Source organism: Streptomyces sp. NRRL B-1140, assembly GCF_001280065.1.
Classification (GTDB): Bacteria; Actinomycetota; Actinomycetes; order Streptomycetales; family Streptomycetaceae; genus Streptomyces.
Map to the genome: position 1 here is coordinate 410,298 of NZ_LGEA01000102.1, position 16,694 is coordinate 426,991.

Annotated in this window: 13 protein-coding genes; 8 read left to right on the forward strand and 5 right to left on the reverse strand. The window is 68.9% G+C overall.

Going from position 1 to position 16,694, the window contains the following annotated elements; all coding sequences use genetic code 11:
- The first annotated feature begins 20 nt into the window (after positions 1 to 20).
- From mmsA to ADK65_RS22700, 4 genes are all read left to right on the forward strand, one after another.
- A complete protein-coding gene (mmsA, locus tag ADK65_RS22685) occupies positions 21 to 1,571 on the forward strand; it encodes a multiple monosaccharide ABC transporter ATP-binding protein (protein WP_053672178.1) in 1,551 nt (516 codons plus the stop codon).
- The gene (gene mmsB / locus ADK65_RS22690) at positions 1,568 to 2,812 is read left to right on the forward strand and encodes a multiple monosaccharide ABC transporter permease (RefSeq protein WP_053672179.1); all 1,245 of its coding nucleotides are present in this window, start codon (positions 1,568 to 1,570) and stop codon (positions 2,810 to 2,812) included. Before mmsA ends, mmsB begins: the two co-directional genes overlap by 4 nt.
- Positions 2,813 to 2,870: 58 nt before the next feature.
- Positions 2,871 to 4,019, forward strand: coding sequence for an aldose epimerase family protein (locus tag ADK65_RS22695; RefSeq protein ID WP_053672180.1), 1,149 nt, complete (start codon positions 2,871 to 2,873; stop codon positions 4,017 to 4,019).
- Between the two features lie 179 nt (positions 4,020 to 4,198).
- The gene (locus ADK65_RS22700) at positions 4,199 to 6,211 is read left to right on the forward strand and encodes a pyridoxal phosphate-dependent aminotransferase (RefSeq protein ID WP_234352929.1); all 2,013 of its coding nucleotides are present in this window, start codon (positions 4,199 to 4,201) and stop codon (positions 6,209 to 6,211) included.
- Here the strand turns inward: ADK65_RS22700 and ADK65_RS22705 are convergent.
- A complete protein-coding gene (locus ADK65_RS22705) occupies positions 6,156 to 6,614 on the reverse strand; it encodes a pyridoxamine 5'-phosphate oxidase family protein (RefSeq protein ID WP_053672181.1) in 459 nt (152 codons plus the stop codon). The genes ADK65_RS22700 and ADK65_RS22705 overlap by 56 nt on opposite strands.
- Positions 6,615 to 7,039: 425 nt before the next feature.
- On the opposite strand from ADK65_RS22705, the gene ADK65_RS22710 reads away from it, so the two are divergent.
- Positions 7,040 to 7,819: an intradiol ring-cleavage dioxygenase gene (locus ADK65_RS22710; protein WP_053672182.1), complete on the forward strand. Its 780-nt coding sequence runs from the start codon at positions 7,040 to 7,042 to the stop codon at positions 7,817 to 7,819.
- Between the two features lie 85 nt (positions 7,820 to 7,904).
- Here the strand turns inward: ADK65_RS22710 and ADK65_RS22715 are convergent, their stop codons facing one another.
- On the reverse strand, positions 7,905 to 8,453 hold the full coding sequence (locus tag ADK65_RS22715) for a YciI family protein (protein ID WP_053672183.1): 549 nt from the start codon (positions 8,451 to 8,453) through the stop codon (positions 7,905 to 7,907).
- Between the two features lie 62 nt (positions 8,454 to 8,515).
- On the opposite strand from ADK65_RS22715, the gene ADK65_RS22720 reads away from it, so the two are divergent.
- Entirely contained in the window at positions 8,516 to 9,292 is a 777-nt protein-coding gene (locus tag ADK65_RS22720) for an alpha/beta fold hydrolase (protein ID WP_053672184.1), read from the forward strand.
- Positions 9,293 to 9,373: 81 nt separating this feature from the next.
- Here the strand turns inward: ADK65_RS22720 and ADK65_RS22725 are convergent, their stop codons facing one another.
- A complete protein-coding gene (locus ADK65_RS22725) occupies positions 9,374 to 9,928 on the reverse strand; it encodes a hypothetical protein (protein WP_234352930.1) in 555 nt (184 codons plus the stop codon).
- A 689-nt stretch (positions 9,929 to 10,617) separates the two neighbouring features.
- On the opposite strand from ADK65_RS22725, the gene ADK65_RS22730 reads away from it, so the two are divergent.
- Together ADK65_RS22730 and ADK65_RS22735 are read left to right on the forward strand one after the other, a co-directional pair.
- On the forward strand, positions 10,618 to 14,664 hold the full coding sequence (locus tag ADK65_RS22730; RefSeq protein WP_053672185.1) for a GDSL-type esterase/lipase family protein: 4,047 nt from the start codon (positions 10,618 to 10,620) through the stop codon (positions 14,662 to 14,664).
- Between the two features lie 105 nt (positions 14,665 to 14,769).
- Positions 14,770 to 15,162 (forward strand): hypothetical protein, encoded by a 393-nt coding sequence (locus ADK65_RS22735; protein WP_053672186.1) that lies wholly within the window; start codon positions 14,770 to 14,772, stop codon positions 15,160 to 15,162.
- 61 nt (positions 15,163 to 15,223) lie between these two features.
- Here the strand turns inward: ADK65_RS22735 and ADK65_RS22740 are convergent, their stop codons facing one another.
- Positions 15,224 to 15,880 carry a DUF4360 domain-containing protein gene (locus tag ADK65_RS22740; RefSeq protein WP_053672187.1) on the reverse strand — a complete coding sequence of 219 codons (657 nt, stop codon included), beginning with the start codon at positions 15,878 to 15,880 and terminating at the stop codon, positions 15,224 to 15,226.
- Positions 15,881 to 16,192: 312 nt separating this feature from the next.
- The gene (locus ADK65_RS22745; RefSeq protein ID WP_053672188.1) at positions 16,193 to 16,651 is read right to left on the reverse strand and encodes an RrF2 family transcriptional regulator; all 459 of its coding nucleotides are present in this window, start codon (positions 16,649 to 16,651) and stop codon (positions 16,193 to 16,195) included.
- Positions 16,652 to 16,694 lie beyond the last annotated feature (43 nt).

Here is a 16,694-nt window from a genome sequence, read left to right on the forward strand (position 1 = left end):
ACTGATTGGAAGGCACGACCATGGCGGGACCCGTCCTGGAAATGCGCTCGATCGTCAAGACCTTTCCCGGCGTCAAGGCGCTGTCGGACGTCACACTGACCGTCCGCCAGGGCGAGGTCCACGCCATCTGCGGGGAGAACGGCGCCGGCAAGTCGACCTTGATGAAGGTCCTCTCCGGCGTCCACCCGCACGGCACGTACGAGGGCGACATCCTCTTCGAGGGAGAGGTCTGCCAGTTCAAGGACATCCGGGCCAGCGAAGAACGCGGCATCGTGATCATCCACCAGGAACTGGCCCTGGTGCCCTACCTCTCCCTCGCGGAGAACATCTTCCTCGGCAACGAGCACGCCACCCGGGGGATCATCAGCTGGACCGAGACCCTGCGGCACGCCACGGAGCTGCTGCGCCGGGTCGGCCTGTCCGACCACCCGGACACCCGCGTCGCCGACATCGGCGTGGGCAAGCAGCAGCTCGTGGAGATCGCCAAGGCCCTGTCGAAGAAGGTGAAGCTGCTCATCCTGGATGAGCCGACCGCCGCCCTGAACGACGAGGACAGCGGCAAACTCCTGGACCTCATCCTGGAGTTGAAGAACCAGGGCATCACCTCGATCATCATCTCCCACAAGCTCAACGAGATCCGCAAGGTCGCCGACTCGGTGACGATCCTGCGCGACGGCCAGACCATCGAGACCCTCGACGTGAAGGCCGCGGAGACCACCGAGGACCGGATCATCAGCGGCATGGTGGGCCGCGACCTGGAAAACCGCTTCCCGGAGCGTTCGCCGCACGAGCCCGAGGAGGGCGCGGCCCCGGCTCTGGAGATCCGGGGCTGGACCGTGCACCACCCGATCGACCAGCAGCGCAAGGTGTGCGACGACGTGTCCCTCCACGTGCGACGTGGGGAGATCGTCGGCATCGCGGGTCTGATGGGCGCCGGCCGCACCGAACTCGCGATGAGCGTCTTCGGGCGGACCTACGGCCGGTACGCGGACGGCACGGTCCTCAAGGACGGCAAGGAGATCCGCACCAAGACCGTCCCCGAGGCGGTCAAGCACGGCATCGCCTACGTCACCGAGGACCGCAAGCACTACGGCCTCAACCTCATCGACACCATCAACCGGAACATCTCGCTGAGCGCCCTGGGCAAGGTCGCAAGGCGCGGTGTGGTCGACGAGCACGAGGAGCGGCAGGTCGCCGAGGGCTTCCGCAAGTCCATGAACATCAAGGCGCCGACGGTGTTCGAGCCGGTCGGCAAGCTGTCCGGCGGCAACCAGCAGAAGGTCGTCCTCAGCAAGTGGATCTTCTCGGGTCCGGACGTGCTGATCCTGGACGAGCCGACCCGCGGTATCGACGTCGGCGCCAAGTACGAGATCTACACGGTCATCGACCAGCTGGCCGCCCAGGGCAAGGCGGTCGTCTTCATCTCCTCCGAGCTGCCCGAGCTGCTCGGCATGTGCGACCGCATCTACACGATGGCCGCGGGACGGCTGACGGGTGAGTTCTCGCGGGCCGAGGCCTCCCAGGAATCGCTGATGCGTCAGATGACGAAGGACAAAGAGGTAACCCGATGAGCACGGACGTGACCGCCAAGAGCCCGGCCCCCGCGCCGCCGGGCAAGAGCGGCGGGGCCGGGGGCGACGGCCTGCTGCAGCTGGTGATGGACGGCATGCGCCGCAACATGCGGCAGTACGGCATGCTGATCGCCCTGGGCCTGATCGTGGTCCTGTTCGCCGTCTGGACCGACGGCGACCTGCTGCTGCCGCGCAACGTCTCCAACCTGGTGCTGCAGAACAGCTACATCCTGATCCTCGCGATCGGCATGATGCTGGTCATCATCGCCGGCCACATCGACCTGTCGGTCGGCTCGCTGACGGCGTTCGTCGGGTCCATGGCCGCCGTGTTCATGGTCAAACACGACCTGCCCTGGCCCCTCGCCGTGCTGCTGTGCCTGGCCGTGGGCGCGGTCGCGGGTGCCGTGCAAGGGTTCTTCATCGCGTACGGCGGCATACCGTCGTTCATCGTGACCCTGGCGGGCATGCTGATCTTCCGCGGTCTGACGGAGATCTTCCTGGAGGGCCAGACCCTCGGCCCGTTCCCCGACGGGCTGCAGAAGGTCGCCAACGGGTTCCTGCCCGAGGTCGGCCCGAACACGAACTACCACAACCTCACCCTGCTGCTGGGCTTCGCGATGATCGCCTTCGTGATCTTCCAGGAGGTCCGGGACCGCAGGCGGCAGCAGGAGTTCGACCTGGACGTCCCGCCCACGAAGCTGTTCCTGCTGAAGCTGGTCGCGATCGGCGCCGCGGTGCTGACGCTGACCATGCTGCTGGCCAGCTACAAGGGCGCCCCGATCGTGCTGCTCATCCTGGGCGTGCTGCTCGTCGGCTTCGGCTACGTCATGCGCAACGCGATCATCGGCCGCCACATCTACGCCATCGGCGGCAATCTCCCGGCGGCCAAGCTGTCGGGTGTGAAGGACAAGAAGGTCACCTTCCTGGTCTTCCTGAACATGGGCATGCTCGCGGCCCTGGCGGGTCTGGTCTTCGCCGCCCGCTTCAACGCGGCCTCTCCCAAGGCCGGCCTCAACTTCGAGCTGGAGGCGATCGCGGCCTCGTTCATCGGCGGGGCGTCGATGAGCGGCGGTGTCGGCACCGTCCTCGGCGCGATCATCGGTGGCCTGGTCCTGGGCGTGCTGAACAACGGTATGAACCTCGTCGGCATCGGCACCGACTGGCAGCAGGTCATCAAGGGCCTCGTACTGCTGGCGGCGGTCGGGTTCGACGTGTGGAACAAGCGCAAGGTCGGTTCGTAAGTCAGCTCTGGGCCCCGCCGGGAGGCGGGGCCCTCTCCTTCATTCGGGAGCCGCACGCATGGAACTGAACAGACGCACGGTCATCGCCGGAGCAGCCGCGGCGGGCATCGCCGCCACCACGCTCGGCGGCACGGCGCACGCCACGGAAGGCAGGAAGCCGGTGAAGACGCTCTTCGGCAAGCTCGCCGACGGCACGAAGGTCTACAGCTGGTCACTGGAGAACGGCGGCACCCGCCTGAAGGTCCTCTCCTGGGGCGGTGTCGTCCAGTCCCTGGAGATCCCCGACCGTCGCGGCCGCTACGCCAACGTCTCCGCGGGCTTCGACAACCTCGCGGACTACGTCGCCAAGACCCCGTACTTCGGCGCCCTGATCGGCCGTTACGGCAACCGCATCGGCAAGGGCAAGTTCACCCTCGACGGCAAGAACTACCAGCTGTCCGTCAACGACGGCGAGCAGAGCCTGCACGGCGGCACGCAGGGCTTCGACAAGCGGGTGTGGGACGTCGAGCCGTTCGTGAAGGGCTCCGACGTCGGCCTGCACCTGTACTACACGAGCGTCGACGGCGAGATGGGCTACCCGGGCACGCTCAAGACGAAGGTGACGTACACGCTCACCCGGCACGGTGACTGGCGCATCGACTACGAGGCCACCACGGACAAGGCCACCGTCGTCAACCTCACCAGCCACGTCTACTGGAACCTGGCGGGTGAGGGCAGTGGCACGATCGAGGACCACGAGCTGCAGATAGCCGCCTCCCGCTACACGCCCACCGACGCGGGCCTGATCCCGACGGGTGAGCTGGCCAAGGTCGCGGGCACGCCGTTCGACTTCAGCCGGACCAAGCGGATCGGCCGGGACATCCGCACCTCGCACCCGCAGCTGGTCACCGCCAAGGGCTTCGACCACAACTGGGTCCTGGACAAGGGCATCACCGCCCGGCCCGAGCACGTCGCCACCCTGCGCGACCCGGCCTCCGGCCGCACCCTGAAGATCGCCACGAACGAGCCGGGCCTGCAGTTCTACTCGGGCAACTTCCTCGACGGCACGCTGACCGGCCCGTCCGGCCGCACCTACCGGCAGGGCGACGCGCTGTGCCTGGAGACGCAGCACTTCCCGGACTCGCCGAACAAGCCGAAGTTCCCGTCCACGGTGCTGCGGCCCGGGCAGACGTACCGGACGACCACGATCCACACGTTCGGCTGCTGAGGCGCTGAGACCACTGACAGGTCTTCACGGAACGGACACACGTCCCGACCGTTTCACCGACGGTTGAACGGTGTCACCGTGGTCTCCGTATCAAAGGGCGGTCCGCGCTCCCCCGCGCGGGCCGCCCTTAAACGTCGGGTCCGTCCGTCCCCAACGGACCCGCCCCATACGGAGGTTCCATGGCCGACAACGTCACGTCGCTGTTCCGCAGTACCGCGGCTCACAGCCCGTCGATGGCGGCTCTGACACGTGAGGGCGGCGAGGGAGCCGGCCCCGTGGACTTCTGTATCCCCTGCAACCCCTACTTCCCGACCCCGGCCATGTTCGAGGACATGGCGGCCCGGCTCCGCGACATCATCACGTACTACCCGAGCAGCGCCGACACGATCACCGCCGAGCTGTGCAGCCTGCTCCAGCTGCCCCCGCAGTGCGTGGCCATGGGCAACGGCTCGACCGAGCTCATCACCTGGATCGACCACCTGCTGGTCCGCGAGTCCCTCGCCGTCCCCGTCCCCACCTTCGGCCGCTGGACCGACCAGCCCATGGAGACCGGCAAGCGGGTCGACATGTTCCCGCTCCAGGAGTCCAGCGGCTTCGCCCTCGACCTCGCGCAGTACGCCGAGTTCATCCGGGCCCGCGGCACCCGCGTCGCCGTGATCTGCAACCCCAACAACCCCGACGGCGGCTTCCTGCACAAGCACGCCATCGTGCAGTTCATGGACGCCATGGCCGACCTCGACCTGGTCGTCATCGACGAGTCGTTCCTGGAGTTCGCGGACGCCGAGGCCGAGCCGTCCGTCGTCCAGGAGGCGATGCTGCGGCCCAACGTGGTCGTCCTGCGCAGCCTCGGCAAGAACTTCGGCCTGCACGGCATCCGCTTCGGCTACCTGGTCGCCAACCCGGCGCTCGCGGGCCGGATCCGCTCCATGCTCCCCAAGTGGAACCTCAACTCCTTCGCCGAGCACGTCGTCTTCATGCTGAAGGAGCACGGCGCCGAGTACGCGCAGAGCCTGACGCAGGTGCGCCGCGACCGCCTCGACATGGCCGGCCAGCTGTCCTCCCTGCCCGGGCTGACGGTCTACCCGTCGCAGGGCAACTTCCTCTTCGTGCGCCTCCCCGTGGGCGCCGAGGGGACGGTGGTCCGGGACCGGATGCTCACCGAGCACCGGATCCTGGTCCGCGAGTGCGGCAACAAGATCGGTTCGTCCAGCCGCTTCCTGCGTCTCGTGGTGCGCCCCCAGGTGGACGTGCGTCGCCTGGTGTCCGGCCTGGAACAGGTGCTCTACGGGACGTCCAGGAGGGGAGCCGCCGTACCCGAGCTGGGCAATGGGACCAGCTACAGCTCGGGTACGGCGGCCGTGGACCGGCTGGTGAGCGAGACGAACGGGTCGGGCATGCGGGGGCTCGCGGCGCAGGCGATGGGAACGGCGCCGGCAGCTATGCCGGCTGCCGCGGCGGCATTCGGGGGGCCGGGGCTCGTCGCGGCTCCGGCCGCCGCGAGCGCGGGAACGGGCGGTGGCCAGGGCTTCTCCCCCACACAGGCACCCACTCCTGCCGCCGCGAGTGCCGTCGGCGGGCCGGTACCGGCGCCCGCCCCGGCCCCCGCCCCGGCCCCCGCCCCGGCCACCGGCATCGGCATGCCGCTCCCCGCCGCCGCGTCCGCCGTACCGGCGGGTGCGGGCGGCGGGATGCCGATGCCGGCTGCAGCGCAGATACCCCAGCCGCAGATGCCGCAGCCGCCCATCCCCCAGCCGGTGGCGCAGCCCGCTCCCCAGCCGATGGCCGCCCCGGCACCGCCCCTGGCCCCCGTGGCCCAAGCCCCGGCGCCGGCCCCTGCTCCGGCGCCGGCCCCCGCCCCGTCACCCCTGGCCGCCCCGTTCACCGGCCCCACCCCGCCCGGCGTCCCGGCCCGGGGTGGCCTGACGGCAGCTCAGGTACGGGGCACGAACGGACTGACCCCCGCCCCGGCGACGGGCTGGCCGGCGGCACAGAACTGGCCCAATGCGGCGGGGATGGGGCAGGCGGGGGGNNGGGATGGGGCAGGCGGGGTGACACCCGCCGTCGCGCCGGTCCGAGGCCCTGCCGGGGCGCTCGGACGGCGACGACGCCCGTTCATGCGCTCAACGCGCCGCAGCCCTATCCCTCGATGTCGAGCGCGGTCCCGTACAGCCGGTCCACCTTCAGTCGGATGACGAGGCGCCGTTCGTCGACCAGTTGCTCGAAGAAGGCGTCCTCGTCCTCCGGTTCGGCGCCCGCCGGGATCATCGCGAGCAGTTCGCGGCCTACCGCGTCGCCGGGGACTTCGGTGACCTCGGAGACCTCGGCCTCGCCCTCGGCGACGGCGAACGACCAGACGTCCGCGCCCTGCACATGCAGTGCCGCACGCGGTTCACGGCGCAGGTGCTTGACCTTGACGCGGTCGGCCGTCGTGGAGAACCGCACCGTGCGGGACTCGGCGTCCCAGCTGTACACCATGGTGGTCAGGTGGGGGTGGCCGCTGCGCTTGACGGTGGCGAGCGTGCCGAACTGCTGCGTTCCGAGCAGGTCGGAAAGGGCTGCGCCGGACAGGAGGCGGGGCGCCGGTCTCTGAGTCATGCCATCGCCAACTCCGTTGTTCTGGAAATTATTTCAGGCTGCCGGGAGACGTCTGACCTCGGCCCGCACGGCGGGGGTTGATGGAGCATGCGGGTCACACCACCCGGCACTCACCGGCCAACCTGCTGCCGCTCTCGGCCCATCTGCTCCGAACACCGGAGAAGCCGCCCCTTTCACCTGGGCATGAGGGCCCGGGTGCGGTCGAGGACATCGGCCGCTGCATCCGACCCGGCGTGCCGCCATTTCGCGGACGCGTCCCTCAACGCCGAACGGCCACGTCACCCACCAGCGGGTCCCACGCCCCTGGCCACCCGTGTCGGCGCCACCAGAGCCCGCACATACCTGTCTCGTCAGATACTTGACGTCGCATCACTTTGCCGAACTCACAGCTCCTCGACAGATTTCGCCCCTACTCTGCCGTGTCCATGACAGACACTCCGAAGAAACACCCCGCCACCCCCATCAACCGCCGCACCGTTCTGCTCGCCACCGGCGCCACCGCCGCCACGCTGGCCGTCGGCGCTGCGTCCTCCTCGGCCGACCAGGTCACCCAGGAGACCGGCCCCACCGCCCCCGTCGCCGCCGCAGCCGTCTGCACCCTGACGAAGGAGCTGACCGAAGGCCCGTACTACCTCGACGGCCAGTACGTCCGCTCCGACATCCGGGAGGACAAGACGGGCATCCCCCTGAAGCTGACGCTGACGGTCGTCGACGACGACACCTGCGTTCCGCTCAAGAACGCCCTGGTGGAGCTCTGGCACTGCGACGCCCTCGGCGAGTACTCCGGGTTCGTGGGCAACAACGGCCACGACGAACCCGACAACGGCACGTTCCTGCGCGGCGGCGTCCTCACCGACGCGAGCGGAGTCGCGGCGATCACCACGGTCTACCCCGGCTGGTACCGGGGCCGCTGCGTGCACATCCACGTCAAGGTCCACACCAACGTCACCCTGACCCCCGACGGCTCCTTCACCGGCGGCCGCGAACTGCACACGGGCCAGCTCTTCTTCGCCGAGACGATCACCACCAAGGTCGCGGCCCTCGCCACGTACAAGGTCAACACGGTCCCGCGCACCACCCTGGCCCGGGACTCGATCTACGACGACGGAGGCGCCGCCTCGGGCCTCCTCACCCTCACCCCGCTCGGCAGCACGACGTCCGCCGGCTACGCGGGCACGCTGACCCTCGGCGTGGAACAGGGCTGACGCCGGTCACACCCGGCGCGTAGCGCGGGGGCCTCTCGTACAGGCGAGTGGCCCCCGTCCCTTCACTCCCGGCTCGCTCCGCGCCTCACCGGCGTCCGCCGAACTCCCAGTCGTGCACCTCGACGTCGGCGTACCTCTCCCGGGCCAGCACGGCACGCGCCACCTCCGCGTCCGGCGCCCGCACCAGCGCAGCCGTGCCCAGCCACACGGCACCGTCGTCGGACAGCAGCGGCCCATACGCGATCAGTTCGTCGTGGCAGGGCGGCACGTCGAGGTCGGCGGCCGGACCGCCGCCGAGGCCGAGTACCAGGAAGCGGGGACCGCCCGTAGAGCCGCCCGGGAAGTCCCACATGGTGCGGCCCAGCACGTTGCGCCACCGGCGCAGCAGCACGTCCCGGTACACCCCGGCCTGGTAGCCCGGCTCGTCGAAGGCGAACGCCCGGGCGGCCGCGGGGTCGGGCAGGTCGACGATGTGAACGCTGCCGCTCGGCGTCTCCCCGTCGGCGGCGAAGGTCGGCCCGCGGGCGATCAACTCCGCCTCGTACCGGTCCATGTAAGCCCAGTGCGCCTCCCCCAGCTCCTCACGCAGCGGCAGGGAGCCGGGGCGGTCGCGGTGATAGCAGAAGAACTCCATGCCGCAGACTACTGTTGACTGTCCACCGACACCGACGTCATATCCACGGGGGACGAAAGACCGTGCGCAGCGCCGCCGTAACGCCCGAGGGCGATCGAATCCGCTGGGTCGAACTGCCGGGACGGGAGCCCGCGCGCGTCTATGTGCACGGGCTGGGCGCCACCTCGCCGCCCTACTTCACCGAGGCCGCTGTCGATCCGCGCCTGGCCGGGCACCGCTCCCTGCTGATCGACATGCTCGGCCACGGCATCAGCGACCGCCCTGCGCACTTCGGCTACACACTGGAATCACACGCCGACGCACTCGCCGGCGCCCTGACGGCAGCGGGTGTCTCGGCCGCCGAAGTGATCGCCCACAGCATGGGTGGCTCGGTGGCGATCGTCCTGGCGGCCCGCCACCCCGACCTGGTCTCCCGCCTGGTCCTCATCGACGCGAACCTCGACCCGGTCCCGCGGGCGCCCGGCTCTCAGGGCAGCAGCGGCATCGCCGCCTACTCCGAGGAGGAGTTCGTGACGGGCGGCGGCTGGGAGGAGGTGCGCGACCGGGTCGGCCCGCACTGGTGGTCCACGATGCGCCTGGCCGGCCGCGAGGCCCTGCACCGCAGCGCGTACCACCTCACCAGCGGTACGACCCCAACGATGCGGGAGCTGCTGCTGGAGCTGAAGATCCCCCGCGCCTTCCTGCTTCCCGAGTGCGACGGCCCCCTTCCCGGCGCCGACGCCCTCACCGAGGCCGGAGTGTCCGTCGTCGCGATCCCCGACTGCGGCCACAACATCATGCTGGACAACCCGGAGGGCTTCGTGAAGGCCACGGCGGAGGCACTGGCGACGCTGGACTGACCGGCCCTCACCTGCCGCGGCTCCGACCAGAAGCAGTGCCGCGCCCGCACGATGCGGGCGCGGCACTGTCGCGAGGCGACGTCAGTTGCAGGATCCCACGGTGAGGATGTTGTCGACGACGACCTTGCTTCCGACCTTCATGTACGAGTACGCCTCGCCGCAGTAGCCCTTGTTCTGATAGACGGGCCCGGCGTAAGTGCTGAAGGTGCCGAAGTCTTCCTTGTGAGGCGTATCGGTGTAGTTGTCCTTCAGCCGGATCCCCATGTAGTGCGCCGCGCCGGTGTCATTGAAGAACACGGCGCAGATCGGCTTGTCGTAGTACCGGTCGCCCGTGGTCTTGCCGTTGGTCCACGTGTAGGTGGTGCCGTAGGTCCCGTAGCGGGCGGCCCCGGTGGAGATGGTGTAGCCGGATCCGCACACGTTGGCGGCGGCCGCGGCGACTCCCGCCTCGGCCGCGATGATCCGCTTGGTCTCGGCCGACGCCTCCTTGGCGACCTTGACGCCCTCGATGTCCATGGTCTGGATCGCCGCGCTCGCCTTCGGTGCGGGCTGGTCGGCGGCCGACGCGGTGGGCGTCATCGCTGTCGCGGCAAGCAGGACGGCGCAGACGCCACCCAGACGTATCCCCGTCTTCATATTTTCCCCCTATGAGTGACAGTCAGATGATCGTGTCGCACAGACCGTAGCGCATCGCACACGCAAGCGGGCAAAGGTTTTTGCATGTCAGCCCGGAGGGGCGGGAATCAGCCAACGTGTCGAGCCCCTCCCTCCGGTCTTTCCGTCCGACTTCGTCGAAGATTCACAGATCAGGAGACGGTGCGCCCTGTCCGGCGGCCTCCCCCGGACATGACCTTCTTTTTGCCATGCCCGGATCAGTGCTTATTTCTGATGGTGCCGTGTGTCTACAGTGACCGGGCACTCAGGCGACCTGGTCTCATCACCCGGTCTCGGGTGCCGCTCGGGGGGAGCAAGTGCTGTTGACCCAGCACTCGTATGACCACATTCCTCCCATGGCGTTCAAACGGGGGAGGAACAGGCATGTCTGACACCTGCCGCGCGGGCAAGCATCGCGGCCTGGGCCATTTCGGCCATCGAGCCCGCCACACACAGCCCTTCTGATGCGTAGAGGGCCGGTTCATCCTCCGGCCCAGCACAGCGAGGGTCGACGACTCCGGCTGAAGACGACAGAGCGACGGGCACGCCGATGTGCCGCTTGCCTCTGCCGTCGCGGTTCCTTCCGCCCGCTTCAACGCATCACCCACGTGCCGAGGCTCCGTTGCGCCGCGCACAAGCGTTCCCCCACCTCTCAACCATGGAGACGTTCTTTGAGACGGGCCAGCAGACACACGTACGCGCGTGTTCCCATCAGTTGCGCCATCGCCACCGCGATCGCGTTCGGAACCGCGGTCCAGGCGCAAGCCGCTCCCCAGGAGGCACCGACGCCGCCCCCGAATGCCGCCGAGGGATGGTCCGGCTCCGCCGCGCCCCGCGTGAAGGCGGACGAGGACGGCCACAAGGACCGCGTTCCCGCCAAGAAGCGCAGCAAGGTGCTCGGCAGCGGCTACACCAAGTCCTCGGACACCGCGTGGACCACCATCGGTGACGCCACCGGCTTCCACGTCATGACCGCCGACGAGGCCGACGGCTACCGCTGGAAGACCGCGGCGACCCTCGTGGAACCCGGGTTCTCCGACACCGACACCTGGATCGGCAACGCCTGCGTCACCGCCTCAGGTGACCGGGCCATGGTCGCCTACGCGCCGCGCACCTTCACCAACAAGCCCAACCTCATGGCCCGGGGCGCCTTCACGGCTGCCGTGGACCTGAACTCGGGCGAGGTCACGAAGCTGCCGTACCAGGCGAGCCTCGCCTACTTCTCGCCCGGCTGCGGCGACGGCGAGCAGGCGGTGCTCTCGCAGTTCACCGACGAGAACACGTCGAACCGGAACGAGACCCGTCTGATCACCGTCGACGCCCGTACGGGCAAGACGAAGAAGAAGACCACGGTGAAGGGCCAGATCACCTCCGCCGTCCCGACCCGAGGCGGCGTCGTCGCCGCGCAGGGCAACGCGATCGTCCGGATCACCGGTGGCGGGAAGTCCGAGCTGGTCACACGCACGGAGAACACGCCCTTCAGCCTCTCCGTCACCAAGGACGGCGGCATCGCCTTCCTGGACCGCACGCACGACGCGCGGGCTGCGAAGAAGGTGCTGGCCCGCGCCACCGCCGCGAAGCCCGCCGAGGTCGCGTCCGCCGGCAACACGTCCGAGGTCAAGTACCTGACGGGCGGACAGCTCAAGGGCCGGGCCGTCAAGGCCCGGACGGTCGCCGAGGGCAATCTGACCGGTATGGACCTCACCCGCGCCGCCGACGGGACCACGATCGTCACCGGTGCGGCGAAGAACGTCGGCACTCTGCCGAAGGACGTGCGGAACCCGGGCGGTATCGACAAGGACGCCACCGCCTCCACCCGGGCCCGCGCCGTCGTGAACTCCGCGTGGGCCGACGGCAAGGACACCCGCATCCGTCCCTCGGAATACGACACGGCGCGCACGGCCCGCATCGAGATGAGCCACCTGCCCACCGGCAGCGAGCCCGTCTTCGAGGCCAACCCGGCCGCGTCCCCGGTCAATCCGGACCCGGCCGAGGGCCAGGACCGTTCCCCGGCGCTGGGCACCGCCCCCGCCAAGAGCGGTGGCACGGTGGGCGGCAAGAAGACGGCGCTGCTGAACATCGCGGAGCCGGAGTCGGAGCGGACCTGCGCCGTGGAGCGGGGCAACCCGCAGAAGCAGGCCTTCCAGCCGAAGCCGCGGCAGATCGAGTGGGCTGTCAACCGGGCCATCGAAGGCACGATGGACCAGCATGTGAAGCGGGCCGCCAACTGGAAGAACATGGGGATGGGGGCCTACTCGCCGCAATCCCTCATCGGCGGCCTCACCCCGCTCACCGGCGGCGGGCGCATACCCGCCCAGGTGTTCCTCGGCATCACCGCCCAGGAATCCAACATGTGGCAGGCCACCCGCTTCGCCGCACCGGGCACCACCGCCAACAGCCTCATCGGCAACTACTACGGCCTCGTCCACAACGAGCACGGCGAGGTCGACGACCCCTGGGCCATCAACTGGCCCGCAGCGGACTGCGGTTACGGCATCACGCAGGTCACCGACGGTATGCGTCTGCCCGGCAAGCCGTACGAGAACGGCGAGGTCCGGCCGTCCAAGCCGCGCGCGTACCAGGACGCCGTCGCGCTGGACTACACCGCGAACGTCGCGGCCGGCGTGAACATCCTCGCCGAGAAGTGGAACCAGACCCGCAAGGCCGGCCTCACCGTGAACAACGGTGACCCGAAGGCCATCGAGAACTGGTTCTTCGCCCTGTGGGCCTACAACTCCGGGTTCTACGAGCAGGCGGACGCGGGCAAGAACGGGGGCAAGTGGGGCGTGGGCTGGGCCAACAACCCGGCAAGCCCCACCTACAAGCCGAACCGGACCCCGTTCCTGGAGAACGAGAACGGTGGTGACGACTACTCCCACGCCGCCAAGCCGCAGTTCTGGCCGTACCCGGAGAAGGTCATCGGCTGGGCCGCGCGCCCGCTGGAGGCGCTGGAGGCGCCGGGCACCCTCGTCCACGGTTTCCGGCCGGCCTGGTGGACCGAGCCCATGTTCCGCACCCTGGCCAAGCCGCCGGTCGCACTGTTCTGTGACGGTTCCAACGAATGCGACCCGAGCAAGATCAAGGAGGGCGCGTCGAACGACTCGCCCGCGACGGGTCCTTGCCAGCGGTCGGACTTCCGGTGCTGGTGGAACAAGAAGGTGGAGTGGAAGAACTGCGGAGCCGGTTCCTGCGGCAACGAGATCTTCCGCTTCAACAGCACCTACCCGGAAGAGGCGGACGGCAACTCCCACCCGCCCCGTTGCGACGCCGAGATCCCGGGAACCACGTACATCGTCGACAACGTGAACTCCGGTCAGCGGATCGCGGGCAAGGACGGCAGACGCTGCTTCGACACCGGCAAGTCGGCCGGCTCGTTCAAGTTCGACTTCGCCACGCCCTCGGCCAGGATGGACACCCACCAGCTCGGTGTGGGGTACGGGAACCACATCTGGTTCTCCACCACCCACAAGGGCAGTTCCCCGGGGACGGATCAGCGGCTGAAGGCCACCGGCACCTGGACCGGCCCCAGCGCCGTCAAGGGCTGGACCCGGGTCCTGGTCCACATGCCGAACGTGGCCGCGCGGTCCCAGCAGGCGACGTACTCGGTGTCGGGCACCGACTCCAAGTCTCCGCAGCGTGTCGCTCCGCAGCGCATCCGCAGTAACGAGTGGCGCTCGCTCGGCGTCTTCAACTTCACCGGAACCCCGTCGGTGTCCCTGTCCAACATCACCGACGAGGCTCCGGGCGTCGACATCGCCTGGGACGCCATCGCCTTCCAGACGCTCGGCGCCAACCCGACGCACGTGGTCGGCATGGGTGACTCCTTCGCCTCCGGCGAAGGTGCCGACAACGAGGGCGGAAAGGACTACTTCCGGGAGACGGACTACAAGGAGGATCTCGGCAGCAGCGAGATCGTCAACAAGTGCCACCGCTCCAAGCAGGCCTGGATCCGGCAGGCGACCCTGCCCGGCAGGTCCCAGTCCATCGGAAAGATCTCCGACGACTACGGCAACGTCGACCTGAGCTTCATCGCCTGCTCGGGCGCGCGTACCTACAACGTCTGGTCGGGCGGCAAGGGGCAGCAGAACTCGCTGCCCCAGATGGACCTCGGTTACCTCGACCAGAACACGGACATCGTGACCATCGCCATCGGCGGTAACGACTCCCTGTTCTCGGACGTGTTCAACGAATGCGTCTGGAAGGCCGGACTGAGCCTCTGCCAGGACGCCGAGATCGACATGAAGAACCCGGACACGGGCGACAAGACCGGCGAGAAGACCGGTCCGCTCAAGGACTTCATGCCCAACTGGATCGCCAACGAGGTCAAGCCGAGGATCGTCAAGGTCCTCAACCAGATCAAGGCCCGTGCGCCACAGGCCAAGATCTACCTCGTGGGCTACCCGCCGCTCCTGGAAAGGAACGGCCAGTGCATCCCGGGTATCGGCACCGAGGAGGCGCCGTGGCTGAACAACGAGGTCGCTCCGAAGCTGAGCCAGGAGATGAAGGCCGCCGCGACGTCGGCCGGGGCCACGTTCGTCGATCCCGCGTCGGACTTCAAGGGCAAGGCGATCTGCGGTGACCCCGAATCCATCCACGGTATCGTCAACGACGGCCGGTCCGAGGCGGACAACGATGCGCCCAACCCGTCGATGAAGTCCTTCCACCCGAAGATCTCCGGCGCCCGGCTCTACGCCAACGCCCTGGAGCGCGCCCTGTAGTACCCGAGGGACCGGCCACACCGTGGTCGCCGTCCGCACACATCCGTGGGCCCCAGCACACTCGTGCTGGGGCCCATCGGCCTGCGAAGAGCGAGGAGTTCCGTCATGCGGTACATACGCCACGCCAAAGGCGCCCTGACCGTCGCCGCCGCCACCGCGGCCTGTCACGCCGTCATGTCCGCCGGCTTCGCGTGGTCACGCGACAGCGCGACCGCGAGTGGGGACACCCTGTTCGCCGGCGCCTTCGAGTTCCTCTTCACCATGGCCGCTTCGTGGACACTCATGCCCCTGCTGCTGTGGTTCGGCATGCTGGTGCTGCGGGAGACCGGCAACACCGTGTTCGTCCTCGTCACAAGCCTGGTCTGGGCGGGGCTCTCCGGATACTTCACCGACGACATCGACAGCGCGGGCGGGCACATACCGATTCCGGCCCTCGCCGCGTTCGTGCTTCTCGGTACAGCGCTGGCCGGGGCCGGCGACCGGCCGGGCGACGCGTAGGACCGCGAAGGGGCGGTCTCACCGGACCACCGGCCCGGTGAGACCGCCCCTCTTCACACCGTCACGAATTCTTCGGCGGGCACTGCTTCCACGCCAGGTGGTATACGGTGCTGATGTCCCCGTCCGTGGAGTCCATCGTCATGAAGCTGACCTTGTCCGCCGACTGGGTGCCGGCGTTGACGCGGATCTCGGTGTTGATGTTGAAGTTGCGCTGCACTCCGCAGGGCGCGTAGACCAGCTGGGCCCAGTCGGTCTCGTCGGTGGCCTGCCAGTTGTCGTTGAGGGGGCCGCTGAAGGGGTGGTTCTTGTACACCGTGCTGGGCGAGCCCTGGAAGTAGTACGACGCCCGCTGGCTGGCGCTCGCGCCCCGCTGAAGGGAGGCGAATCCCCGGTAGTCCGCGCTCGCGATGGCGTAGGTGAAGCCACCGGGGACGTGGACCTTCAGGTTGAGCTGGCAGTTCCTGCGGAACGCGGTCGGGTCGGAGTTCCCGCCGGCCTGGGCGAGGTAGTCGCTGTAGGTCACCGTGAAGGCGGTGTTGTCCTCGGAGACGGCGACCGCAGCGGTGCCCTGCGGACAGCCGGAGCCGTTCACCGTGGCGACCTGGATGATGATCTTGTCCGGGGGCGGGTCGTCGAACCCGGAGGACGGGGTTTGTGCGGGGAGTGCGCTGGTGAGGAGCGCGGCTACCGCACCGCTCAGGAGCAGGCCACCGGCCATGGTTCTCCCATCCGTTCGTGGGGGGTGGATCGTGACAGTAATTGAACATGCACATGTCAATCAGGCAGACGCGTGCGCCCCCGGCCTGTGACCATTCCATGAAGGGGATGTGAAGAGCGGGAGCGGTCGCATCGTACGCAGGGCGGCAGGGGCGGGCCAGGTAGCTCTCCGGCCATTCACAATGGCGGGAATTCACCCGGGATGCCGGTGGGCGCATAGGGTGCGTTGCACCAGAGCGTCAGAGCGTCGAAGCGAGGACATCCCGAGGACGGAATGAGGATCACGCACAGCGCCGCGCCCGGCCGCCGCCCCTCAGGGGTTCTCCCAGGCCGCCGGTTCCGCCGCCAGCCGCTCCACCGGCTCGGGCAGCGCCCCGGCCGCGAGGTCGGCGACCGTCACGCCCTCCAAAATCCTGCGCACGTTGGCCCGCAGGGCGATCCACAGCGGCAGCAGCGGCTCGGCGGTGCCGGAGTAGGCGAGCCCGGTCGGGCGCTCGCCGCGCACCGAGACGATCGGCCCGTCCACGGCGCGGATCACGTCCGCGACCGTGATCAGCGCGGCGTCCCGGGCCAGCCGGTAGCCACCGCCCCCGCCGCGCCGGCTGTCGACGACACCGCCCCGGCGCAGATCGCCCAGAATCCCCTCCAGGAACTTGTGGGGGATGTCCTGCGCGGTGGCGACGGCCTCCGCCTTGACCGACCCCTCCCCCTGCCGGGCGGCCAGTTCCACGACCGCTCGTACCGCGTAGTCCGCACGTGCCGAGATCCTCATAGGACCATTGTCGCCGTGACCCTGTAGACATTGAGCACGCGCA